General features: G+C 61.1%; 23 protein-coding genes. 10 read left to right on the forward strand and 13 right to left on the reverse strand.

Going from position 1 to position 22,294, the window contains the following annotated elements; genetic code table 11:
- Positions 1-190: 190 nt before the first annotated feature.
- The 4 genes from rplI to JYP46_RS04420 form a co-directional block, all read right to left on the reverse strand.
- Complete coding sequence (gene rplI / locus JYP46_RS04405; protein WP_113154704.1) at positions 191-814, reverse strand: 50S ribosomal protein L9; 624 nt, start codon at positions 812-814, stop codon at positions 191-193.
- A gap of 203 nt (positions 815-1,017) precedes the next feature.
- A complete protein-coding gene (gene rpsR, locus JYP46_RS04410) occupies positions 1,018-1,266 on the reverse strand; it encodes a 30S ribosomal protein S18 (protein WP_002963610.1) in 249 nt (82 codons plus the stop codon).
- Positions 1,266-1,697, reverse strand: coding sequence for a 30S ribosomal protein S6 (gene rpsF / locus JYP46_RS04415; RefSeq protein ID WP_113154705.1), 432 nt, complete (start codon positions 1,695-1,697; stop codon positions 1,266-1,268). Before rpsF ends, rpsR begins: the two co-directional genes overlap by 1 nt.
- Before the next feature lie 247 nt (positions 1,698-1,944).
- Complete coding sequence (locus JYP46_RS04420; protein WP_206547375.1) at positions 1,945-2,583, reverse strand: hypothetical protein; 639 nt, start codon at positions 2,581-2,583, stop codon at positions 1,945-1,947.
- A 109-nt stretch (positions 2,584-2,692) separates the two neighbouring features.
- Here JYP46_RS04420 and JYP46_RS04425 point away from each other — a divergent pair, with 109 nt between their 5' ends.
- Positions 2,693-3,361, forward strand: coding sequence for a helix-turn-helix transcriptional regulator (locus JYP46_RS04425; protein ID WP_206546636.1), 669 nt, complete (start codon positions 2,693-2,695; stop codon positions 3,359-3,361).
- Positions 3,362-3,364: 3 nt separating this feature from the next.
- Here JYP46_RS04425 and JYP46_RS04430 read toward each other — a convergent pair whose 3' ends face one another.
- From JYP46_RS04430 to JYP46_RS04440, 3 genes are all read right to left on the reverse strand, one after another.
- Positions 3,365-4,126, reverse strand: coding sequence for an ABC transporter permease (locus JYP46_RS04430; protein ID WP_206547376.1), 762 nt, complete (start codon positions 4,124-4,126; stop codon positions 3,365-3,367).
- Positions 4,123-5,052 carry an ABC transporter ATP-binding protein gene (locus JYP46_RS04435; RefSeq protein ID WP_206547377.1) on the reverse strand — a complete coding sequence of 310 codons (930 nt, stop codon included), beginning with the start codon at positions 5,050-5,052 and terminating at the stop codon, positions 4,123-4,125. The genes JYP46_RS04430 and JYP46_RS04435 overlap by 4 nt, the downstream gene beginning before the upstream one ends.
- A 146-nt stretch (positions 5,053-5,198) precedes the next feature.
- Positions 5,199-5,471 (reverse strand): hypothetical protein, encoded by a 273-nt coding sequence (locus tag JYP46_RS04440; RefSeq protein WP_206547378.1) that lies wholly within the window; start codon positions 5,469-5,471, stop codon positions 5,199-5,201.
- A gap of 180 nt (positions 5,472-5,651) precedes the next feature.
- Here JYP46_RS04440 and fabD point away from each other — a divergent pair, with 180 nt between their 5' ends.
- The 8 genes from fabD to gmk all read left to right on the forward strand — a co-directional run bounded on the left by fabD (position 5,652) and on the right by gmk (position 12,690).
- The gene (gene fabD / locus JYP46_RS04445; RefSeq protein WP_206547379.1) at positions 5,652-6,593 is read left to right on the forward strand and encodes an ACP S-malonyltransferase; all 942 of its coding nucleotides are present in this window, start codon (positions 5,652-5,654) and stop codon (positions 6,591-6,593) included.
- A gap of 65 nt (positions 6,594-6,658) precedes the next feature.
- Complete coding sequence (gene fabG / locus JYP46_RS04450; RefSeq protein ID WP_206546641.1) at positions 6,659-7,396, forward strand: 3-oxoacyl-[acyl-carrier-protein] reductase; 738 nt, start codon at positions 6,659-6,661, stop codon at positions 7,394-7,396.
- Between the two features lie 22 nt (positions 7,397-7,418).
- Entirely contained in the window at positions 7,419-8,009 is a 591-nt protein-coding gene (locus JYP46_RS04455; RefSeq protein ID WP_206546642.1) for a GNAT family N-acetyltransferase, read from the forward strand.
- A gap of 197 nt (positions 8,010-8,206) precedes the next feature.
- Complete coding sequence (locus JYP46_RS04460; protein WP_113154713.1) at positions 8,207-8,443, forward strand: acyl carrier protein; 237 nt, start codon at positions 8,207-8,209, stop codon at positions 8,441-8,443.
- Between the two features lie 51 nt (positions 8,444-8,494).
- Positions 8,495-9,751, forward strand: coding sequence for a beta-ketoacyl-ACP synthase II (gene fabF, locus JYP46_RS04465; RefSeq protein ID WP_206546643.1), 1,257 nt, complete (start codon positions 8,495-8,497; stop codon positions 9,749-9,751).
- 192 nt (positions 9,752-9,943) lie between these two features.
- Positions 9,944-11,101 (forward strand): endolytic transglycosylase MltG, encoded by a 1,158-nt coding sequence (gene mltG / locus JYP46_RS04470; RefSeq protein ID WP_113154715.1) that lies wholly within the window; start codon positions 9,944-9,946, stop codon positions 11,099-11,101.
- Positions 11,102-11,130: 29 nt separating this feature from the next.
- A complete protein-coding gene (locus tag JYP46_RS04475) occupies positions 11,131-12,021 on the forward strand; it encodes a YicC/YloC family endoribonuclease (protein ID WP_206547380.1) in 891 nt (296 codons plus the stop codon).
- Positions 12,022-12,024: 3 nt separating this feature from the next.
- A complete protein-coding gene (gene gmk / locus JYP46_RS04480; RefSeq protein WP_113154717.1) occupies positions 12,025-12,690 on the forward strand; it encodes a guanylate kinase in 666 nt (221 codons plus the stop codon).
- A 54-nt stretch (positions 12,691-12,744) separates the two neighbouring features.
- Here the strand turns inward: gmk and rsmA are convergent, their stop codons facing one another.
- From rsmA to lptF, 6 genes are all read right to left on the reverse strand, one after another.
- Positions 12,745-13,590, reverse strand: coding sequence for a 16S rRNA (adenine(1518)-N(6)/adenine(1519)-N(6))-dimethyltransferase RsmA (gene rsmA / locus JYP46_RS04485; RefSeq protein WP_206547381.1), 846 nt, complete (start codon positions 13,588-13,590; stop codon positions 12,745-12,747).
- The gene (gene pdxA, locus JYP46_RS04490) at positions 13,587-14,597 is read right to left on the reverse strand and encodes a 4-hydroxythreonine-4-phosphate dehydrogenase PdxA (RefSeq protein ID WP_206547382.1); all 1,011 of its coding nucleotides are present in this window, start codon (positions 14,595-14,597) and stop codon (positions 13,587-13,589) included. Before pdxA ends, rsmA begins: the two co-directional genes overlap by 4 nt.
- Before the next feature lie 67 nt (positions 14,598-14,664).
- Positions 14,665-15,600 (reverse strand): peptidylprolyl isomerase, encoded by a 936-nt coding sequence (locus JYP46_RS04495; protein ID WP_113154720.1) that lies wholly within the window; start codon positions 15,598-15,600, stop codon positions 14,665-14,667.
- Positions 15,601-15,783: 183 nt separating this feature from the next.
- On the reverse strand, positions 15,784-18,156 hold the full coding sequence (locus tag JYP46_RS04500) for an LPS-assembly protein LptD (protein WP_222473871.1): 2,373 nt from the start codon (positions 18,154-18,156) through the stop codon (positions 15,784-15,786).
- A 26-nt stretch (positions 18,157-18,182) separates the two neighbouring features.
- Entirely contained in the window at positions 18,183-19,268 is a 1,086-nt protein-coding gene (gene lptG / locus JYP46_RS04505; protein WP_113154722.1) for an LPS export ABC transporter permease LptG, read from the reverse strand.
- Positions 19,265-20,470 (reverse strand): LPS export ABC transporter permease LptF, encoded by a 1,206-nt coding sequence (lptF, locus tag JYP46_RS04510; RefSeq protein ID WP_113154723.1) that lies wholly within the window; start codon positions 20,468-20,470, stop codon positions 19,265-19,267. Before lptF ends, lptG begins: the two co-directional genes overlap by 4 nt.
- Positions 20,471-20,800: 330 nt before the next feature.
- Here lptF and JYP46_RS04515 point away from each other — a divergent pair, with 330 nt between their 5' ends.
- Positions 20,801-22,291: a leucyl aminopeptidase gene (locus tag JYP46_RS04515; RefSeq protein WP_206547383.1), complete on the forward strand. Its 1,491-nt coding sequence runs from the start codon at positions 20,801-20,803 to the stop codon at positions 22,289-22,291.
- The last annotated feature ends 3 nt before the right edge of the window (positions 22,292-22,294 follow it).

Below are 22,294 nucleotides of genomic sequence, written 5' to 3' on the forward strand. Positions count from 1 at the left end.
CTGTCTTTAGCCAGATGATTATTCCTGCCGTCTGTTGACATGAAGCATTCGATTGAGACGAAGCCGACTGATCCCGCAGCATTCGCTGCGAAACAGGCGCTCTGAAACCGGCAAGCAGTCCATCACCGCTTTCAGGCAATAAAAAAGCCGGGCGTTTCCGCCCGGCTTCAAACCGATGAGGCGCGTTGACTTACGCGTTCTCTTCTTCGTCGCCTTCGGCTGCTTCTGCGCCGGCTTCCGAAGCTTCATCATCGTACTCGGCTTCCGGATCGAAGAACTCGTCCGGGCGCGCGGTGTCGTTGATGTCGTCGCCGTAAATGGCTTCAGCGGAATCGAGCGTCTCGCCGCGTGCCTGGCGCTCTGCCTCGTCGCTCGAGCGAGCGATGTTCAGCGTCACGGTTGCCTCGACCTCTGCATGCAGGGCGATGGCGACGTTGACCAGACCGATCGTCTTGATCGGGTGGTTGAGCTCAACCTGGCTGCGGCCGATCTTGAAGCCTTCTTCGGCCAGGAACTCGACGATGTCGCGGGCTGCAACAGAACCGTAAAGCTGACCGGTCTCGGCTGCGGAGCGCACAACCACGAAGGACTTGCCGTCGAGCTGCTCTGCAACGCTTTCGGCTTCCTTCTTCTGTTCGAGGTTGCGGGCCTCGAGCTCAACGCGCTGGCCTTCGAACTTCTTGCGGTTGGCAGCGTTGGCGCGCAGAGCCTTGCCGCGCGGCAGCAGGAAGTTGCGTGCGTAACCGTCTTTGACCTTTACCTCGTCGCCCATCTGGCCGAGCTTGGCAATGCGTTCAAGGAGAATGACGTCCATCGTTTCTGTCCTTCTTCATCGGCTTTTGAAGCCGGAAAACAAATCAGGGCAGGTCAGAAACGGAAAATGCCGGTCTGTGCGGCACCAGGGTCGCTGTCCTGCCGGTGGCAGTTAGGGGCAAAGGCCCCAACTCGGGATTTGAAAGAACTCTTCCGCGCCCGCCGCGGAGAGTGGGCGGGCGGATAAACCGCCCGCGCCGAATCTTACTTCACCACGTAGGGGAGAAGGCCCAGGAAACGAGCGCGCTTGATGGCCTTGGCCAGCTCGCGCTGCTTCTTCTGGCTCACCGCGGTGATGCGGGAGGGGACGATCTTGCCGCGCTCGGAAATGTAGCGCTGCAGGAGCTTTACGTCCTTGTAATCGATCTTCGGAGCGTTGGCGCCGGAGAACGGGCAGGTCTTGCGACGACGATGGAACGGGCGCCGCGTCGGGATCTGGTTGATATCGACCATTATTCGGAGCCTTCCTTCTTGTTGTCGCGGTCAAATTCGCGACGGGGACCACGGTCGTCACGGCGCGGGCCGCGCGGGCCACGGTCGTCACGACGCGGGCCACGGTCATCACGGCGCTGCATCATTGCGGACGGGCCTTCCTCGTGTGCTTCGACGCGAACGGTCATGAAGCGGAGGATGTCTTCCGACAGACCCATCTGGCGCTCGACTTCCTTCACGGCTGCGGCCGGGGAGTCGATGTCCATGAGCGTGAAATAAGCCTTGCGGTTCTTCTTGATCCGGTAGGCGAGGGACTTCTGTCCCCAGTTCTCGACCCGACCGACGGAGCCGCCACCAGCCTCGATGATGCCCTTGAACTGTTCTACAAGAGCGTCAACCTGCTGCGGCGAGAGATCCTGCCGGGCAAGGAACACGTGTTCGTAAAGTGCCATTGTCTTGCCTTTCTTCCTTTTGTGTCACACCGGATCCCAGCGGCTAAAGCCTCAGCGACACCTCTTTGCGGGCAAGCCCGACGAAGAAAGGCGCTTGGACGAGACGGTCGAGAGCGGAGACACGGGAGGCGGAAGGACTTGCCTTCACAACGCACGCACAGGCGCACGGCCCTCCGTTCAGCCCCCAGCTGAAACCGGCAGACCGCGCGCTTATACAGGTTCTGGGCAAAGATGCAAGGCGATTGCCTCAGGCGAGCACATACCAGAAATCGAGGTCCAGACTGGCCGGATCGCACAGATCCAGAAGCGGCTGGCAGACCGGGTGCCCGACATAACCATCGCACAGACGCTTTGTCTTTCCAAGTGAGCGGCCGAAGGTCACTTCGCAGAAGCGATTCTCTCCGCCGTGTCCGATGAAATGCAGTCGTGTGTTGTCGGACCGGTTGAGATATTCGGTTTCGATCCGTTCTGAGATGGCGAGCAAATCTCTTTCGCCCGCATCCGTGCCCTTTGCAATCTCGAACGTCCCGAACTCAACGCAGGAAAAGTCGCTCGGCGGGGCCGTGACAGGCTTTAGAACGCGGTTGCGCGAAAGGCGGATGGTTCCGGGTGACAGAAGCTCCATCAGCGCGCTGCTGCTCAGTGCATCCGCATATGCAGCTCCCATTGCATCGAAGCTTTCGGCATCGCGGGCGAAGATGATGTCGGCAAAGCCGCCTTTCAGATTGCCCAGAAAGGCATGAAAGAGAATGCCTTCCATGGGGCGCAGAAATGTTTCCTGCCAGGTGAGCGCCCTGTCGATCAGGCGTTCGGTCTCCACGTCCTCGCGTTTCTCGTAACGGGCAAAGCCCATCATGCTCAAAGGGCCATCGGGTTTTCTCAACATGGATCGTCTTCCTTTCATACGCGCCAGCCAGCTCCGGTCGGGCTTGCCGGGCCTGTTGCGGAGACGTAGTTACGGTACTGGATTGACAATTTCTGTCAGGGGCGAGCGAATGCGCGCATCACGTCTTTTTGGGCTTCTGGAGCAGCTGCGGATGCACCGCCAGCCGGTGAGCGCCGCCGTGCTTGCCGAAACGCTGGGTGTTTCGGTGCGCACGATCTACCGCGATATCGCGACGCTTCAGTCCATGGGCGCGCCGATCCGGGGTGAGGGTGGTGTCGGTTATCAGATCGAGCGTGGTTATTTTCTGCCGCCTCTGCATTTCGATGCCGATGAGCTGGATGCGATCACGCTCGGCATGCAGCTGATTTCGGCGCGCGGTGACAGTGATATCAAGAAGGCTGCCGCGCGGGTGGCGGCGAAAGTCGACGCGATTGCGCCGGGCGGTGCGAATGGGCGTGTGCGTCAGGGCGACATGATCGCCTATTCGAAGGCGTCGGAGGCACAGCGCCATCTGGCGGCGCTGCGCAGGGCTGTGCGGGAGCGCAGGCGTCTGGAAATCGTCTATCTCGACCTCAAGGACCAGCAGAGCACCCGTCGGGTCCGCCCGCTGGGGCTGACCGCTTTCGACCAGGTCTGGCTATTGACGGCATGGTGCGACGAGCGTGACGATTTCCGCAATTTTCGCGTAGACCGGCTGGCGACCGTGACCGAAACCGGAGAGCGGTTTGCACCGCAGGCGGGCAGGGAATTCAGGGATTACCTGAAGACCCTGCGTTAGCCGTCAGGTCTTCAGGCGGTAGCCGGTTCTGAAGATCCACCAGATCGCGCCGAGGCACAGAACCAGGAAGAACGAGATCATGCCGATGCTCACGCCGATCCCCACATCCGAGGTCTCGTAGAAGCTCCAGCGGAAGCCGCTGATGAGATAGAGAACAGGGTTGGCGAGCGTCACCTTCTGCCAGAATTCCGGCAGCATCTGGATCGAGTAGAACGAGCCGCCCAGAAACACGAGCGGCGTGATCACCAGCAGCGGAATGAGCTGCAGTTTCTCGAAATTGTCGGCCCAGATGCCGATGATGAAGCCGAACAGGCTGAAAGTCACTGCCGTCATCACCAGAAAGAAGAGCATCCAGAAGGGGTGCCTGATCTCGATGGGCACGAAGAGATGCGCCGTGGCCAGAATGATCAGGCCCAGAATGATCGATTTGGTGGCCGCAGCCCCCACATAGCCGAGGACGATCTCGAAGAACGAAATCGGCGCCGACAAAACCTCATAGATCGTGCCGATGAATTTTGGGAAATAGATGCCGAAGGACGCGTTGGAGATCGAGTTCTGCAACAGGGTGAGCATCATCAGGCCCGGCACGATGAACGCGCCATACTGCACGCCGTCGATCTCCTCGATGCGCGAGCCGATGGCCGCGCCGAAGACGATGAAATAGAGAGAGGTGGAGAGCACCGGCGAGATCACGCTTTGCAGGAGCGTGCGCTTCATGCGCGCCATCTCGAAGAGATAGATGGATTTGACGGCTTCGAAATTCACTGCTTTTCCTCCACCACCAGGCTCACGAAGATGTCTTCAAGCGAGCGCTGCTGTGTATCGAGATCCTTGACGATGATGTCGGCCTCGCCAAGCGCCGAGAGAAGCGTGGCGATGCCTGTCCGGTTTGCCTGCGTGTCATAGGAATAGATGATCTGCTGGCCGTCGTCGGTCAGCTTCAGATCAAAATGGGAGAGCGTCTCGGGCAGGCTCTCTAGCGGCTTTTGCAGGTCGAGCGTCAGTTGCTTCTGGCCAAGCTTGCGCATCAGTTCGGCCTTGTCCTCGACCAGAAGAAGCTCACCCTTCCGGATGACGCCCACCCGGTCGGCGATTTCCTCTGCCTCCTCGATGTAATGCGTGGTCAGGATGATGGTGACGCCCGTGTCGCGCAGGCGTTTGACCAGCCGCCACATATCCTTGCGCAGCTCCACGTCGACGCCGGCAGTCGGCTCGTCCAGAAAGAGGATGCGCGGCTCATGGGCCAGAGCCTTGGCGATCATGACACGCCGCTTCATGCCGCCTGAAAGCGCGATGATCTGGCTGTCTTTCTTTTCGTAGAGCGAGAGGTCGCGCAAAATCTGCTCGACGAGCGCCGGGTTCGGCTTCTTACCGAACAGGCCGCGGCTGTAACTCACCGTGGCCCAGACCGTCTCGAAGGTTTCGGTGTGCAGTTCCTGCGGCACGAGGCCGATCAGCTTTCGCGCCTCGCGGTACTGGCTGACAATGTCATTGCCTTCCACCGTCACCGTGCCGGTGGAAGGGCGCACAAGCCCGCAGATGATGGAGATCATCGTCGTCTTGCCGGCGCCATTGGGGCCGAGCAGGGCGAGGATTTCACCGCGTTCGATGTCGAGATCGACCGATTTGAGCGCGGTGACGCCGCCTTTATAGGTCTTGGATAGATTCTTTATGGAAAGGGCTGTCGTCATGGAAGCGCGTCCGTGAGATCGGAAAAGGGGAGCCGCGCAGATATAGGCAATAAGCCGTCATCATGCCAGCGGACCGCCATGCCCGCTGACAAACCCTGACATCGTCCGGATGGAAAGGTGAGGGGCGAACGCTCCTCGGGACAGACCTAATTGTTTTCCGGGTCCGTCTCCGCCTCGAAGGCGAGCTGTCCGCAGCGCACCATTGCATAAAGCGCCGGCAGCCCGACGATCACCGCAAGTACGATTTCTCCGACCGAGTTGAGGTGCAGAAGACCGGAAAGTCCCCACACGCCCGCAGCTGATGCCACGGCCACTTCGGTGGACACAAAAAGCGTCACCGAAACAAAGCCAAGCATCTGGAGAAGTGTGACCTTGCGCGCCGGCGTCTTCACCTGCGGCTGTTCAGTTCCAAAAGACATGTCTGAAAATACCCCTGCACGCCACCGGAATTGGGGCGGAGCCCGGCAACTACTCTCCTCAATTGTGGAGTTTTCATGTCAGGGCAGGTGCAAGACCCGAAATGCCCAAAAAGCTTGACGCGCCAGTTGTGTTGCGTCACCAGATGCGCCCGATAACGATGTTATTTTGGAGATTTGGCGATGGGCATCGCTTTCACCTTTCCGGGACAGGGCAGCCAGGCTGTCGGCATGGGACGCGATCTGGCGGATGCGTTTCCGGAAGCACGGGATGTGTTCCACGAGGTCGACGACGCGCTGGAGCAGAAGCTTTCCAGCATCATGTGGGAAGGCCCCGAGGATGAGCTGACGCTCACGGCCAATGCGCAGCCGGCGCTGATGGCGGTTTCCATTGCCGCAATGCGTGTCATGGAAAAGGGTGGTCTGTCGCTGAAGGACAAGGTGTCCTGCGTGGCCGGTCATTCGCTCGGCGAATACTCCGCGCTCTGCGCTGCCGGCATGTTCTCGCTGGCCGATACGGCGCGCCTCCTGCGCATTCGCGGCAACGCCATGCAGGCAGCTGTTCCGGTTGGCGAGGGTGCGATGGCGGCGATCATCGGCCTTGAGGCGGCAGACGTCGAAGAGATCTGCAAGGCGGCCGCCGGGAGCGGCGTATGCCAGATCGCCAATGACAATGGCGGCGGACAGCTGGTGATTTCCGGCGCAAAGGCGGCTGTTGAGCAGGCAGCGGCGTTTGCCACGGAGAAGGGCGCGAAGCGCGCGATCATGCTGCCGGTGTCCGCGCCGTTCCACTCCGCGCTCATGAAGCCGGCCGCAGACGCCATGCGCGAAGCACTGGCCGATGTGAAGAAAAACGCGCCGGTCGTGCCTGTCGTGGCCAATGTCACGGTGTCGTCGCTGAGCGATCCCGAAGAGATTGCCGAGCGGCTGGTCGAGCAGGTGACGGGCCGCGTGCGCTGGCGCGAAACGGTTGGCTGGTTCGGCGAGAATGGCGTCGACACGCTTTACGAGATCGGTTCGGGCAAGGTCCTGTCGGGGCTGGCGCGCCGCATCAACCGCGATCTCAAGGCGGTTCCGGTCAACACGCCGGCCGATATCGAAACGGCAATGGCTGCGCTCGTCTGAGCTGCAGCGCCACGATGGGCAATCGTGCCCAAACAATGAATCAGGTGACTGAAAAGGACAACGTCATGTTTGATCTGAGCGGCCGCAAGGCACTGGTGACGGGCGCCACCGGCGGCATTGGCGAGGCGATTGCGCGCATCCTGCATGCGCAGGGCGCCATTGTCGGCCTGCATGGCACGCGCGTCGAGAAGCTCGAGGCGCTCGCCGCCGATCTGGGCGACCGCGTAAAGCTTCTGCCGGCGAACCTGTCGGATCGCAGTGAAGTCAAGCAGTTGGCCGAGAAGGCGGAATCTGAACTCGAAGGTGTCGACATTCTGGTCAACAATGCGGGCATCACCCGCGATGGCCTGTTCGTGCGCATGAGCGACGAAGACTGGGATTCGGTCCTCGAGATCAATCTCGGCTCGGTTTTCCGTCTGACCCGCGAGCTGACGCACCCGATGATGCGCCGCCGATTCGGCCGCATCATCAACATCACCTCCGTGGTGGGCGTCACCGGCAATCCCGGCCAGGCGAATTACTGCGCCTCCAAGGCGGGTCTGATCGGCTTCTCCAAGTCGCTGGCGCAGGAAATCGCCAGCCGCTCGATCACGGTCAACTGCGTTGCTCCGGGCTTCATCGAATCGGCCATGACCGACAAGCTCAACGACAAGCAGCGTGACGCCATCATGGGCGCCATTCCGATGAAGCGCATGGGCAATGGTGCGGAAGTCGCATCGGCTGTCGCCTATCTCGCATCCAACGAGGCTTCCTACGTGACCGGCCAGACCGTGCACGTGAATGGCGGCATGGCAATGATCTGATCGGTTCACACCGGTCGACACGATGAGCGGGCTCGAGACAAAACGCTTTGTTCTGCGGGATTTCGAGCCCGCCGATGTGGCCGCCCTTGCGGCCTATCAGGCGGATCCGCGTTTCGTTTCCGCACGCCGCAAGGCCGGACAGGCCGCAGGCGATCCGGCAGAGCTTGTTGCGCTCTTTCGCCAGTGGGCAGCGGAGAATCCGCGCAAAAACCACCAGTTTGCAGTGATCTGTCGTAAAACCGGCCGCCTTGTCGGCTGTGCGGGGCTGCGCGCGGCGAATTGTCCACAGGACAGTGGCGAACTCGGAATCGAACTCTCTCCCGACCTCTGGGGACGTTATGGCAGCGCTGCCGAGATCGCAGGCGCATTGCTCGATTTCGGCTTCTCAGAGCTCGGCCTGGTGGAAATATTCGGCGACACCACTGCTGAAAATCATCAGGCGGCCCGGCTCGCCTCGTTTCTGGGCGCACAGCCGGAAACCGTCGAAGCAGCCGCAAAGCAAGGTGAGGAAAGCGGTTCAGCGCCTGTCCGATGGCGGTTCTCGCACAAGGCATGGCGGGCACGGGATGGATCGCGTCCGGGGGCTCGTCCAAAGTGGATGTCGGGTGATTAACGCTTGGCTCGCGCAGTTAAATCGTGATATGCGCCCGCCGAAAGCCGTTCCACGAGCCGCGCGTAACCCGTGTATCGAGGACGGAATAACGAAGGCTTCGCGCTGGCCATGTCAGCGGGTTAGTCGTCATTTAGCTTGATTAGCGGCAATCGTGCGGCTAACGAAGATCGGAAATTCAGAAAGTCGAGGGTTCTCTCATGAGCGATACTGCAGAACGCGTTAAGAAAATCGTTGTCGAGCATCTGGGCGTCGAAGGCGACAAGGTGAACGAAGGCGCAAGCTTCATTGATGATCTTGGCGCAGACAGCCTCGACACCGTCGAGCTGGTCATGGCCTTTGAAGAAGAGTTCGGCGTTGAAATCCCGGACGACGCTGCCGAGACGATCCTCACCGTCGGCGACGCAGTGAAGTACATCGACAAGGCGACCGCCTAACGCCTCCGGCGTTATCGCTACAAAAACGTAGTCAAGGCGGATATTCAGCATATGAGACGTGTTGTCGTCACCGGTATGGGGCTTCTTTCACCGTTCGGCCTCGGTGTTGAGCATGGGTGGAAGAGCCTGCTTTCGGGCAAGAGTGCGGCCAGCCGCATCGACAGTTTTGAGGTCGATGATCTGCCGTGCAAGATCGCCAATACGATCCCGCGTGAAGGCGAAGGGGCGTTCAACCCCGACGCCTTTCTGGAACCCCGCGAGCAGCGCAAGATCGGTGAGTTCATCACCTACGGCATTGCTGCGGCAGACCAGGCGCTGGAAGATTCCGGCTGGAAGCCGGAAACCGAAGACGACAGATACGCCACCGGCGTTCTGATCGGTTCGGGTATCGGCGGCATCGAAGGCATTGCTGAAAACGCCTTGACGCTGGAGCAGCGCGGTCCGCGCCGCATCAGCCCCTTCTTCATCCCCGGCAACATCATCAACATGGTGTCCGGCCAGGTGTCGATCCGGCACGGACTGAAGGGGCCGAACCATGCGGTCGTGACCGCTTGCTCCACCGGCGCGCACGCCATTGGCGATGCCGCGCGCCTCATCATGCTTGGTGACGCCGACGTCATGCTTGCGGGTGGTGCGGAAGCACCGATCACCCGTCTGTCGATCGCCGGCTTCTCCGCATGCAAGGCTCTCTCCACCAGCTTCAACGATACGCCGGAAATCGCTTCCAGGCCCTATGACCGCGACCGCGACGGTTTCGTCATGGGCGAGGGCGCAGGCGTGCTCGTGCTGGAAGAGCTGGAGCATGCAAAGGCGCGTGGCGCCAAGATTTACGCCGAAGTGGTTGGCTATGGCCTGACTGGCGACGCCTATCACATCACGGCACCGGCGGAAGATGGCGACGGTGCCTATCGCTGCATGAAGGCAGCGTTGAAGCGCGCCGGCATGACACCTGCCGATCTGGACTACATCAACGCACATGGCACTTCGACCATGGCGGACACCATCGAGCTTGGAGCCGTGGAGCGCCTCATGGGCGATGCCGCAGGCAATGTTTCGATGTCGTCCACCAAGTCGGCCATCGGCCATCTGCTTGGTGCCGCGGGTGCAGCAGAAGCGATCTTCTCGGTTCTGGCCATTCGCGACAACATCGTGCCGCCGACCATCAATCTGGACAATCCACAGGTTGAAACGGCCATCGATCTGGTGCCCAACAAGCCGCGCGAACGTCAGGTTGACGTAGCGCTCTCCAACTCCTTTGGCTTTGGCGGCACCAACGCGTCTCTCGTATTCAAGCGTTATGAGGCCTGAACGTTTCCGATAGCGGGCTTGCAGTTTTGCCATTTTCGCAATTCATTCTGTTCTGACACGAATCGAAATGGCGCGCGGCAAGCTCCGGTGACGCAATTTTCGAAACTTGCGTAAACGTTCATAACGCGAACACAGAATAGGACAGGACCGGCGGCAATTGGCGCCGTTCTGAAAGGGAGCGGTCCAAGAAGCATGACAGGGACTTCCGGCGATAATTCCAGCGGCTATGGCCGCCAGCCAGACGAAGAGCGCGGCCGTACTTTCAAACCGGCCAGCCAGACATTACGACCGGAGGCGGGAACCCCGCCACCGAAGCGCTCCAGGCGCGCGCGCAGCCAGTTCGTGGTGTTCTTCAACTTCGTCTTCTCTTCCATCGTCTTTCTGGTGGTTCTGGCCGGCTTCGCCTTCTATTTCGGCAAGCGCGAATTCCATCAGCCCGGCCCGTCAAGCACGGCCGAGACCGTTCTCATCAAACCGAACACCGGTGTGAACCAGATCGCCAGCCTGCTCGAGCGCGAGGGCGTGATCAGCGATGCGCGCATCTTCTCCATCGGTGTGCGCGCCTATGGCGCCGATTCCGAGCTCAAGGCCGGTGAGTACGCCATCGACGCCCGCGCTTCGATGCATGACGTCATGGAGCTTCTGAAGAGCGGCAAGAGCGTTCTTTACTCGCTCACCATCCCGGAAGGGCGGACCGTCGTCGAGGTGTTCCAGCGTATTCAGGATACCCCGGAACTCTCCGGCAAGCTGCCGGATGAGATGCCGCCGGAAGGCAGTCTTGCAGCCGACACGCTGCGCTTTACGCGCGGCATGGACCGCACGGCGGTCGTCGAGAAGCTCCTTGAGGATCAGCGCGAGCTGGTCGACAGCATCTGGGAGCGCCGCGACGAGGGACTTCCGGTCAAGGACAAGAACGAGTTCGTAACGCTGGCCTCCATCGTGGAGAAGGAAACCGGCATTGCCGACGAGCGCCCGCGCGTTGCAGCCGTCTTCATCAACCGTCTGAACAAGGGCATGCGTCTGCAGTCGGACCCGACCATCATCTATGGTCTGTTTGGCGGCCAGGGCAAACCGGCTGATCGCCCGATCTACCGGTCCGACATCGACAAGAAGACGCCTTACAACACCTATCAGATCGATGGGCTTCCGCCCACACCGATCGCCAATCCGGGCCGTGCGGCGCTTGAGGCCGTGGCAAACCCGTCGCAGACCGACGAACTTTACTTCGTCGCGGACGGTACGGGCGGTCACGCCTTTGCCAAGACGCTCAAAGAGCACAATGAGAACGTCGCACGCTGGCGCAAGCTGGAGCGCGAGCGCCAGACGGAAGACGAGGCCGGCTCCAACTGAGCCGGACCGTCGCGCGAAGAGGGGGACGCATGAGCAGGCTTCAAAGCATGACGGGCTTTGCCCGTGCTTCGCGCGACCATGATGCCGGTGGCATCGCCTGGGAGCTGAAATCGGTAAACGGGCGCAGCCTTGAAACCCGCTTTCGCCTCCCTCCCGGTTTTGAACGGATCGAGCAGGGCGCGCGCCAGCGTCTGCAGAAGCGCTTCTCGCGCGGCAATGTGCAGGCTTCGCTGAATTTTACGCAGAATGGCGCTCTGCGCCGCCCGGTTGTCGATGAAGAGTTCCTGAAAGAGCTCGCAGAACTGGCCGGTCGCCTGCACGAGCAGTTCGGCGCTGCTCCTGCATCGGCAGACGGGCTGCTGGGCCTGCGCGGTGTGCTCGACTATGCCGATCCCGTGGCGGATGAAGAGGTTCGCGCCTCGCTCGATGAAGCCATTCTTTCGACCTTCGATGAGGCGCTTGTCAGCCTTGAGAGCGCGCGGCGGGATGAGGGCGCGGCGCTCGAACGCATCCTGCTTGACCAGGTGGCGCGCATCGAGACGCTGACCGATCAGGTCGAAAATGATTCCTCCCGCTCGCCCGAGGCCATACGCCAGCGTCTGAGCGAGCAGGTCGCCCGCCTCATGGATGCGACCACCGGCTTCGATGAAGCCCGCCTCCACGCCGAGGCCGCCATCCTTGCAGGCAAGGCGGATATCCGTGAAGAGATCGACCGTTTGCGCGCACATATCGCATCGGCCCGGGCTCTGATCGCCTCCGGCGGCCCCATAGGTCGAAAGCTTGACTTCCTCGGTCAGGAGTTCAACCGCGAATCCAACACGCTTTGCTCAAAGTCCAACGCGACAACCGTCACGGCCATCGGCCTTGAATTAAAGGCCGTCGTCGATCAGTTCCGCGAGCAGGTCCAAAATCTGGAGTAGACCATGTCCTCGCAGACGTCTCCTGCCGTTTCGACCGAAGTCGCGCGCCGCGGCCTTATGCTCGTCCTGTCTTCACCTTCGGGTGCAGGCAAGTCGACCATCGCACGCACGCTTCTGGCCGAGGTGAAGGGGTTTGAACTTTCGGTAAGCGTTACCACGCGCCCCCGCCGCGCCAGCGAAATTGAAGGGGTGCACTACCACTTCAAGACGCAGCGCGAATTCGAGATCATGCGCGACAATGACGAATTGCTGGAGTGGGCCGAGGTTCACGGCAATTTCTACGGTACCCCCCGCGCGCCTGTCGAAAAGGCGCTGACCGAGGGGCGCGACATGCTGTTCGACATCGACTGGCAGGGCGCGGAGCAGCTGCGCGAGAAAATGCGTGGGGATGTGGTCTCCATCTTCATTCTGCCGCCCAGCATGAAGGAGCTGCTTGGCCGTCTGACGCGGCGCGCCGAGGATACGCCCGAGATCATCCAGACGCGTCTGAAGAATGCGCGGACGGAAATCGAGAAATGGCTGGATTACGATTATGTCGTGATCAATGAAGAGCTCGATCACGCCTTTTCGTCGGTGCGCTCCATCGTAGAGGCAGAGCGCCTGCGGCGCGACCGCCGCCCCGGCCTGTTCGATTTCGTTTCGGGCCTGCTCAGCGAGGACGGCAACTGAGCTTCATTTGCATTTCATGGTCGGGCTGCCTTACCCGACCATCTGCAAAATCCGTCAGGATGAACCGGTCTGGGAAGCGTTGGCCAGCGCCACGAATTCGGCCACTGAGAGCGTTTCCGCACGTCGCGTCGCATCGATCCCTGCGCGCGCCAGAAGCGCTTCACCACCCAGCGATTTGACGCTCTGGCGCAGCATCTTGCGGCGCTGGCCAAAGGCTGCTTCCGTGATCTTCGCCAGCCTTTTGGGCTCGACCGCCAGCGGCTCGGCGCGCGGCACGATATGCACCACGGACGACGTCACTTTCGGCGGGGGCGTAAAGGCCTGCGGAGGCAGGTCAAAGGCGATCTTGGAGACGGTGCGCCAGCCGGCCAGAACGCCAAGCCGACCATAGGCCTTGTCGCCGGGTTCGGCGACGATGCGCTGCGCCACTTCGCGCTGGAACATCAGCGTCATCGAGGCGTAGAAGGGCGGCCATGCGTCGGGCGTCAGCCAGCGTACGAGAAGCTCCGTTCCGATATTGTAGGGCAGGTTGGCGACAATCCGCACCTTGCCGTGCGCCTCCGGGGCGAGGGCTGAGAAGTCCGTTTCCATGGCGTCGCCATTCACCACGTCGAGCCGGCCCGGATAGTGCGCGGCAATCTCCGCCAGCGCATCGAGACAGCGCTCGTCACGTTCGATGGCGATCACGCGTTCTGCGCCGGCCATCAGCAGGGCGCGCGTCAGACCGCCCGGTCCGGGGCCGACCTCGATCACCGTCGCGCCTTCAAGATCGCCCGCAGCCCGGGCGACCTTGGCCGTCAGGTTCAGATCCAGAAGAAAGTTCTGGCCGAGCGATTTCTTGGCGGCGAGGCCATGCCTGGCGATGACCTCTCTGAGTGGTGGCAGGCCATCGGCCGTCATTTTATGGTGTCCGTATTGTCTGAGAGCCGGCGCGCAAGCCTGATCGCCGCAATCAGGCTGTCGGGTCGCGCAATGCCGCGTCCGGCAATGTCGAATGCCGTGCCATGATCCGGCGATGTGCGGATGAAGGGAAGGCCGAGCGTGACGTTCACCGTCTCGTCAAAGGCAATGGTCTTCACGGGGATCAGCGCCTGATCGTGATACATGCAAAGTGCGGCGTCATAGCCAGCGCGGGCGCGGGCGTGAAACATCGTGTCGGCGGGCAGGGGGCCGAATGCGTTGATCCCGTCTTCCTGAAGCGCGTGGATCGCCGGCGCGATGACGTCACGGTCTTCCGTGCCCATGGCCCCACCTTCGCCGGCATGCGGGTTGAGCCCGGCAATGGCAAGGCGCGGTTCTGCTATGCCGAAGCGCTGACGCAGCTCCCGATGCGTGATCCGCGCGATCTCTTCCACGAGCGCCTGCGTCAGGGTTTCAGGAACCCCTGCCAGCGCCTGATGAACGGTCACCGGAACGGTCCGCAGATCGGGGCCTGCAAGCATCATGACAGGCGTGGCCGGCCTTCCGGTCAGCTCCTCCGCCAGATGGCCCAGAAACTCCGTGTGGCCCGGAAAACGAAAGCCTGCATCATAGAGTGGCTTCTTGGCGATGGGCGCGGTGACCACGGCCGCCGCACGGCTTTCCACCGTATCCGTCACGGCGCGTGATATGGCCTCGATGACACCCGCCGCATTCACCGTCTCGGGCTGGCCTGCGCTGTCGGTCAAACGGTTTTCGAGCGGTGCGACCGGCAGCCGATTGTCAAAAGCGCTCTCTGCGGCCTCGGGCTCAGCCTCGCACAGCGGTACGTCGAGCCCCAGATGGCGCGCGCGTGCGGCCAGAAGGGCAGGGTCGCCGAGAACATAGAAGGGCGACAGCTTATCCTGGTCGCGCCGAAGCCAGGCCTGAAGAATGACCTCCGGGCCGATTCCGGACGGATCGCCAATGCTGAGCGCGAGCGGGCGCAAGAGCCACCTCGTTGGATCTAGGGTCGAAGAAAGATGAGCCCGGCAAGGCCGGGCTCATGAAGAACAATCAGCGCTTGGTGATGCGCGCGTTCTTGCGCAGCTCGGCGAGATATTCCTGCGAGGCCTTTTCCATGTCCTCGCCGCCCGAGCCTTCACTCTGGAACATCATCTGAGCGACACGGTCGTCGGAAACTTCGCGCGTGCTGCAAACGCCGATGAACTCGACGCCGCGCTCTGTCGTGCGCACGCCGGTGGCGTTGCCGGGGGACGTCTTCTTGATCTGGTCTTTCCAGTCGCCCGGCAGCTCCGGTTCAAGAATACGGCCAAGGTCACGCACGGTCACGTCGATCAGCCCCTTGGCGAACTCACGGGTCGAATCGCAGCCCCGGAAGCGGCCACGCAGCGCCTGTGCCTCGCGCTGGCGCTTGCCAAGTAACTTCGAGCGCTCGGCAGACGGAACGACGAAGATGACCTGCTGAAGCATGTATTCGGTCGCGCTCGGTTTGTTGCCACCCTGCTGAAGCATCTTGGCGACAACATCCTGCTCGCTCATGCCGCCGGAAGAGCTGTTGCGCGCCTGCATGACGCGGCTCCAGCCGATCTGCGAACGGATGAAATCCTTGAAGTGCGCTGCCGTCACGCCCGACTGCGCCATCACCTGGTTCAACTGGCTGGTGGTCATCCGGTTTCCGCTGGCGAAGCGCTGATAGGCCTGATCCACCATCTCTTTGGGGATGTTGATGTTGCGCCGCTGCATTTCCTGCAGCTTGAGCGTCTGCTCGATCATCTGATCGGTGGCTTTCTGGCGCAGATTGCCACCCTCGCGCTGCAGTCGCAGAAATGCGACGCGCCGGTCGATATCGTAGCTGGTCACCGGAAGATTGTTGACCACATAGCGAATTTCGGTCGCCATGGCACTGGTACCGCCGAGAATGGGCATTGCCGTCGCCACGGCCAACGTCAACACGCTCGCGCGCACAATACGCCTGCAATTGCTAAACATCGTCACATTTCTCACTTTTGCACCCCGCAATTGCGTCTGGGATAACAGCAAATGCACTGGAGCTACAGTCCCTTGGACCGTTTTATCCGCCAGCCTGGGGCAAAATCATGACTTTAGGGGAGGTCATGTCCAAATGAGGCCGGAAGCGAAGCTCCCGGCCTGCCTGTTCAAAGGCTCACAGCCTCAGAAGCTCGAACCGAAGTCGCCGCTGCTGGTGCCGAAATCGCCGATGGTGCGCAGCGACACGCGGAAGCCGAACGAATGGTCGGTTTCCTTGGTCACGCGGTTTTCGCTGCGCGAATAGGTCATCGAATAGATGAAGCACTCATCGCCATAGGAGAACCCGTAGTCGTTCTTGACGACCGTCTCGCTCTCGATGTCGTAAGTGCCCGAAGCAAAACCGCTCCAGTTCTCGTCGAACTTGATCCTCGCGACGCCCGTCACTTCCTGTCGGTCGGTTTCAAACCCGTATTGTGGCTGAGCTTCGATATAGGCGTACTGCAACGAACCGGTGACAGCGCCAACGGTGGCGGCGGTCTTCAGGTCGGTACGGCGTACGTCGAAGGTCTCCTCGTCGAACCGTGCACCGGCGGAGAATGCAAAGCCGCCCGGGCTGGCGAAACCGATCATGCCGACAAAGTCGGAGACGTCCGTCTCAAGGCCGGAATAGGCGCCGACATTGACCAGATCAGGAGCCGCATAGGGGTTCGCGCCGGCAATCTGGTAGGACTGACCGAAGAGGCCCTGAGCAGTCCAGCCATTGGCGAAACTGCCGGAGTAGCGGATGCCGACATTGGCGCGCGTACCACCCTCAATGCGGTCATAGCCGGAGAACTTGTCACGCTCGAACAGCGTCGTCGCGTCGAACACGAGCGACTGCGCATCTTCGTTCGGAATGCCGAGCTTGTCCTGATAGGGAGCGTCGGGCCGGACGAAGATCTGCGCCACGGGTTCCAGCACGTGGCTGGCGCTCGTGGTCGAGAAAAGGATCGGCCAGCGCGCTTCCAGACCTGCCGTCGCCATGTAGCGATAGTAGGAGGAGCGCATATCGCTGCCGACCGGGGTGCCATTCAGCTCGAAGCTGGTGATGCCATTGACCGTGGTGGCATCATAATCGGTATAGATCGCGTCGCCACGGGCCTGCAGAAGCGGGGTCACGACGAGACCGCCCGACGTGACGAAAGAGCGCTTCCACTCGGCTTCGGCGGTCATGCGGCTGGCAAGCCCATCCATACCGTCGATGCGTGACGTGTCGTTCGGGTTGATGCCGTTGACCTTGTTGAGGCTCAGCTGATCACGATAGATGTTCTGAACATTGATATCGAGATTGAGTTCGCCGCCAGCCACCGACATGTCCGGTGTATAGGAATAGTCAAAGGTCGGCAGAACCCAGGGCTGCTGATCGTCACGCGATCTCGGTGACGAGTCCAGAACGTCTTCCTGAATGTCGAAATGGTAGGCGCGCAGGTCGAAGAAGTTCCGGTCATCAAGGCCGGTCAGATAAAGCTGGGATGTCTGAACAGTGTCCGAGAACCCGCCGATGCCATAGGTGCGCGAGAAGTTCTTGTCGGTCTGCGCAAGCACGTCCCAGCCGAAGGTCCAGCGCGGATTGACGCGGAACTGGCCCTTGGAGCCGATCATGCCGCGGCCGTCTTCGCTGCCATTGACCGTGTTCGGGCTCCAGGCCTCGGGGTCCTGCTGCTTGATGCCGGCAATCTTGACGCTGTACTGGCCGTTGTCGAAACGCTGACGCCACTCGGCTTCGCCAAGGAAGCCCTGATTCGTATAGTAGGTGCCTGTTACCGTAAGGTCATACGTAGGCGAGAGCGCAAGGTAATAGGGAACGCTGACGCCGAAGCCGAGCTCGTCATTGTATGAAGCGCTAGGAATCAGGAAGCCCGTTTTGCGCTTCACCGTCGGGTCCGCCACCTCGAGATAGGGGAGGTAGGCAATCGGCATGCCGAAGAATTCGAATCGCGAACGCTCAAAACGAACTGTCTTGGATTCACCGTTCCAGATGATCTTCTGTGCCTTGATCTGCCAGATCGGCGGTTTGCCGGGTTTGTCGCGGCAGGGTTCGCACGCGGTGTAGACACCATTGTTGAAGGTGGTCAGCCGACCGCCTGAGCGCTCGGCGCTCTCGGCGGCAAAATAGGTCTTGTCGACAGTCTCGACGCGCAGCGCATTGACGAAGCCGTCGCGGAAGTCGTCCGTGACGTCGATCTCGTCTGCGTAGATCTTGTTGCCGTCTTTCTCGATGATTTGCACACGGCCGCGCGCAACAACGCGGGACGTTGCCCGGTCATAGACGACCCGGTCTGCAACGAGATTGTTTCCGGCATATTCGATCTGCACACCGCCGGCGGCAGTGATCGTGCTCTGATCGTTGTCGTAAATGAGATTGTCCGCCGTCAGCAGCATCTGTGCGTCTTGCGGAAGGTCCGATACGTCCAGCCCGCCGGTCTGCGCCAGGGCAGTGACCTGCGGAAGCAATGCATAGGTGCACAAGGTCGCCAACGCGGTCGCGCCCATCAAATGCGCTAACCGTGCGGACATGCCGGCTCTGTTTGCCGAAACCCCCACTAACCGTCCTCCTTGTACAATAGGAAAGTCACCCCATAGAACATCGCCACGACCACAGGCGTCCAGGCAGCTACAACCGGAGGTACAACTCCGGCGCTACCGAACGCCTTGACCAGGACCGAAACCACATAAAGCAGAAAGCCGGCGAGGATTCCACCCAGAATCACCGTTGCTGACTGTCCCATTCGCGTAAATCTCATGGATACCGTAGCGGCAATCAGCGTCATGGCGACGAGCAGGAGGGGTAATACTACAAGTGAATGAAAATGCGTGGCAAAGGCGTTTGCCTTGAGCCCGAAGGAGCGCGCGACTTCGATCTTTCCAGGCAGTGCATAGATGGATGTCGCTTCAGGGCGCGCAAGCTGCTCGCCAACGAATTCTGGCTGGAGATTCGTTTCGATCTGCAGCGTTGCGATACGTTCTGCCGCAGCGGTACCGCGGCGACGTGACACGTCCTGCAATTCCCAGAAACCATCGCGCAGAAATGCGCGTTCGGCGTCGAGTCGCTCATAGATGCGTCCATCGGCATCGATTCGGAAGAAAGTCGGGCGAATCAGGGTCTGCCCGCCGCTGAGGACAGAGGTGGAACCGATGATGGTTTCCTCATTGCCCGTACGCTGTTTGAGCCACTGTTCGGCTTCGGAATTGGTTGTGCTCTTTGCCCCGCGCACCTCGGCCTCGACAAGCTGCGCTTGGGCAAAGCCGTTGGCTGCCAGCGGGTTCAGCGCGGCAACGGCGATCACGCCGAAAACGAAGGAGCCGAATGCGATGGGCGTGAGGAACTGCCAGGCTGAAACGCCCGCCGCACGCGCCACCACAAGCTCATACTTGCGGTTGAGACTGATGAGCGTGGCCATGGCCGCAATCAGACCGATGAAGGGGATCGCCTGCAAAAGGATGATCGGTGTCTGCAGCGCGGCCAGCGAAAAAGCCCATTGCGGCGTGTAGCCCGGCAATCCCGCCGAGCGGCTCGAAACCTCGGCAAAGGTCACGATGAAGATCAGAAGACCGATGCCGAAAAAGTTCCAGGCTGCAATCGAGGCGTAGCGGCGGAAGAAATAGCCGCCAAGTGTCAGGCCGATCATCCGCGACCTCCTTCGGGCGAGCGCTTGCTGGCCAGCTTGATGCGAAGGCGGGTCATTGCCTCGGTCAGTTTCTGTGTCCGTGCGTTGAGCTTCTCAACCCAGTGTGTCGGCAGTTCCATCACACGATTTGTGAAGATGAAGAATGCGCATACGCCAATCATCAAAAGCGGGGCGGCATAGAGCACGAAGGAGAAAACGCGCGAGCTTTCGGCCTCGGTGCCCGAATAGAACCCGACCCACCGCACAAGCAGCGCGATCACCATCGTGGTCACCATCGGGTGCAGCCGGGCCTCGCGGAAGGAGCGCGCATCGCCGGCCACGGCCAGCCCGATCATGGCGAAGACCAGCGGGTAGAGCCATTCGGAGAAGCGCATGTGAAGTTCCGCCCGGAAGATCTGTGGCGACTTCTTGTAGAACTGGTCGTCCGGGTCGGGATTCAGGAGGAAGGCGAGGGAACGGTCCTTGGGGTGCAGGGTGGGTTCACCGCCGCCGCTGCTGGAAAACTGCGAGAGGTCGAAGGCGTAGGAATCAAAGCGGATCGTCGAGACGTCGCCATTCGCCGACTGCCGCTGCACCATGCCGTCCTGCATGACCAGAATGGAGCCGCCATCGCGTTCAACGGCAGCACCTGTGCGCGCATGATAAATGAGCTTGGTGTTCTCTTCGCGCGAATCGGCGACGAAAATTCCGCCCAGAAGACCGTTGGGAAGGCGTTCCGATACCTGAACGAAGAGACCGTCATCCACTTTCTGGAAGCTGCCTTCCTGAAGAACCGTGGTGATCAGGTCGGCGCGGGCATTGGCAAGCAGCGTGCGAAAGGCCTGGCGGGACGCGGGCTCAACCGTGTTGTTGATCAGGAAGGATGCAACGCTGGCGCCGATGGCGATGATCAGGATCGGCCGGATGATGGTGGCGCGCGGCGCGCCCGACGCATTGATGACGACCAGTTCCGAATCGGAATTCATGGTGGCGAGCGTCTGCGCCACGGCAATGCCGAGCGCGAAGGGGATCACGATGGGAATGACGGCAGGCAGGACAAGGGCGGCGACCATGAAGAACGTGCCGGCCGACTGGCCGCTATCGGTCACAAGGTCGATGCGGTTCAGGACCTGGGTGGTCCACACCAGCGCGAGCACCCACAGCAACGCGGCTGCGAACAGCGCGAAGGTACGGCGCATGATGTAAAGTTCGATTACCCGCATGGAAATCGGCAATCCGTTTCGTTGGAACAGCCCTCAACCGGCGCGCGCGAACCTAACGGCCCGCTTCCACGTGCACAATGCTCAACTGCCGGCTTTGAAGGGCGGCCCACCATTTCTTGTCCCAGGGGTGACAGTGGGCGGGATTGGTTAGAAAAAGCGAAACAAACGCAGTTAACAGATTGCTTACTGCCCAATAGCCGCACCGCAATCAATGATTGCGCGCGCGAAAAAACAGAATGCGCCTCGGCACAGCCCTTGCCAATCTTCATAAAACCTCCAAGATCGCCGGCATCTCTCAAAACGAGAAATCACGCAAATCTGGGAATTATCATGACCGACAGACCGAGCGTCTCTTTCGCCAAGTTCGCAATGCCCGAAAAGGGCACCGCCATTGTCCTGGCTTCGCAGGGTGGCGGACTGGGAGACAATGCGAAGGCCTGCGATCCGGAAGGCGTTCTGGCGCGCGCCTTCGAGGTGTCCGGCTTTTCCGGGAAACTGGCAAAGAGCGTTGAGGTTCTGGCGCCGGCCGGCTCGCATCTTGACCGGTTGACCGCGATCGGCGCAGGCAAGACGGACGAACTCGGCGAGGAAAGCTGGGTGAAGATCGGGGGCGCCGCCCTTGCCGCCGCGAAATCTGCCGATGCTGTCAGCGTTGTCGCCGATCTCGATGGTGCCGAGGTCAGCGCCGAGGATGCCGCCAATATCGCGCTCGGCATGCTGCTGCGCACCTACAGTTTTGACAAATACAAGACGAAGAGCCGTGACAACGGCAATGACAAGCCGTCGAAGAAGCTCAAGATCACCATTCAGTGCGCTGACCCGTCCGCCGCCAAGAAGGCGTTCGTGCGGGCAGAGGCCGTGGCGAACGGCGTTCTTGTCGCCCGCGATCTCGTCAATGAGCCCGCCAATGTGCTGGGACCGGTCGAGTTCGCCGCGAAGGCCAAGGAGCTCGAAAAGCTCGGCGCAAAGGTCGAGATCCTCACCGAAAAAGAGATGAAGAAGCTCGGCATGGGCTCGCTGCTCGGCGTTGCGCAGGGTTCCGTGCGTCCGCCGCGTCTGGCGGTCATCGAGTGGAACGGCGGCAAGTCCAAGGACAAGCCGGTCGCCTTCATCGGCAAAGGCGTCGTCTTCGACACAGGCGGCATTTCCATCAAGCCGGCAGGCGGCATGGAAGAGATGAAGGGCGACATGGGCGGTGCGGCTGCCGTTGTCGGCGTCATGCATGCGCTGGCCGCCCGCAAGGCGAAGGTCAACGCCATCGGCATGATCGGCCTCGTGGAAAACATGCCCGACGGCAATGCCCAGCGCCCCGGCGACATCGTCACCTCCATGTCCGGTCAGACCATTGAGGTCATCAACACGGACGCGGAAGGCCGTCTCGTGCTCGCGGATGTGCTCTGGTACTGCAATGACCGCTACAAGCCGCAGTTCATGATCGATCTCGCCACGCTGACGGGCGCGATCATGGTGGCGCTCGGTCATCACCGCGCGGGTCTCTTCAGCAATGACGACACGCTGGCCGAACGTCTCTCCGCCGCCGGCGAGACGACGGGCGAGAAGGTGTGGCGCATGCCGCTCGGCGAGGAATACGACAAGCTGATCGATTCGAAGAATGCCGACATGAAGAACTCGTCCGGCCGCATGGCCGGCTCGATCACGGCCGCCCAGTTCCTCCAGCGTTTCGTCAAGGACGGCGCATGGGCGCATCTGGATATCGCCGGAACCGCCATGGGCGCGCCGCTCAGCGAGATCAACCGCTCCTGGGGCTCGGGCTACGGCGTGCGTCTGCTCGACCGCCTCGTGGCCGACAGCTACGAATAGGTC

This window comes from Nitratireductor aquimarinus, assembly GCF_017255295.1.
Taxonomy (GTDB): domain Bacteria; phylum Pseudomonadota; class Alphaproteobacteria; order Rhizobiales; family Rhizobiaceae; genus Nitratireductor; species Nitratireductor aquimarinus.

Coding starts and splice junctions, on each gene's coding strand:
- rplI (WP_113154704.1), bottom strand. CDS start 814: ATGGACGTCATTCTCCTTGAACGCATTGCCAAGCTCGGCCAGATGGGC.
- rpsR (WP_002963610.1), bottom strand. CDS start 1,266: ATGGTCGATATCAACCAGATCCCGACGCGGCGCCCGTTCCATCGTCGT.
- rpsF (WP_113154705.1), bottom strand. CDS start 1,697: ATGGCACTTTACGAACACGTGTTCCTTGCCCGGCAGGATCTCTCGCCG.
- JYP46_RS04420 (WP_206547375.1), bottom strand. CDS start 2,583: ATGTTGAGAAAACCCGATGGCCCTTTGAGCATGATGGGCTTTGCCCGT.
- JYP46_RS04425 (WP_206546636.1), top strand. CDS start 2,693: ATGCGCGCATCACGTCTTTTTGGGCTTCTGGAGCAGCTGCGGATGCAC.
- JYP46_RS04435 (WP_206547377.1), bottom strand. CDS start 5,052: ATGACGACAGCCCTTTCCATAAAGAATCTATCCAAGACCTATAAAGGC.
- JYP46_RS04440 (WP_206547378.1), bottom strand. CDS start 5,471: ATGTCTTTTGGAACTGAACAGCCGCAGGTGAAGACGCCGGCGCGCAAG.
- fabD (WP_206547379.1), top strand. CDS start 5,652: ATGGGCATCGCTTTCACCTTTCCGGGACAGGGCAGCCAGGCTGTCGGC.
- fabG (WP_206546641.1), top strand. CDS start 6,659: ATGTTTGATCTGAGCGGCCGCAAGGCACTGGTGACGGGCGCCACCGGC.
- JYP46_RS04455 (WP_206546642.1), top strand. CDS start 7,419: ATGAGCGGGCTCGAGACAAAACGCTTTGTTCTGCGGGATTTCGAGCCC.
- JYP46_RS04460 (WP_113154713.1), top strand. CDS start 8,207: ATGAGCGATACTGCAGAACGCGTTAAGAAAATCGTTGTCGAGCATCTG.
- fabF (WP_206546643.1), top strand. CDS start 8,495: ATGAGACGTGTTGTCGTCACCGGTATGGGGCTTCTTTCACCGTTCGGC.
- mltG (WP_113154715.1), top strand. CDS start 9,944: ATGACAGGGACTTCCGGCGATAATTCCAGCGGCTATGGCCGCCAGCCA.
- JYP46_RS04475 (WP_206547380.1), top strand. CDS start 11,131: ATGAGCAGGCTTCAAAGCATGACGGGCTTTGCCCGTGCTTCGCGCGAC.
- gmk (WP_113154717.1), top strand. CDS start 12,025: ATGTCCTCGCAGACGTCTCCTGCCGTTTCGACCGAAGTCGCGCGCCGC.
- rsmA (WP_206547381.1), bottom strand. CDS start 13,590: ATGACGGCCGATGGCCTGCCACCACTCAGAGAGGTCATCGCCAGGCAT.
- JYP46_RS04495 (WP_113154720.1), bottom strand. CDS start 15,600: ATGTTTAGCAATTGCAGGCGTATTGTGCGCGCGAGCGTGTTGACGTTG.
- JYP46_RS04500 (WP_222473871.1), bottom strand. CDS start 18,156: ATGTCCGCACGGTTAGCGCATTTGATGGGCGCGACCGCGTTGGCGACC.
- lptG (WP_113154722.1), bottom strand. CDS start 19,268: ATGATCGGCCTGACACTTGGCGGCTATTTCTTCCGCCGCTACGCCTCG.
- lptF (WP_113154723.1), bottom strand. CDS start 20,470: ATGCGGGTAATCGAACTTTACATCATGCGCCGTACCTTCGCGCTGTTC.
- JYP46_RS04515 (WP_206547383.1), top strand. CDS start 20,801: ATGACCGACAGACCGAGCGTCTCTTTCGCCAAGTTCGCAATGCCCGAA.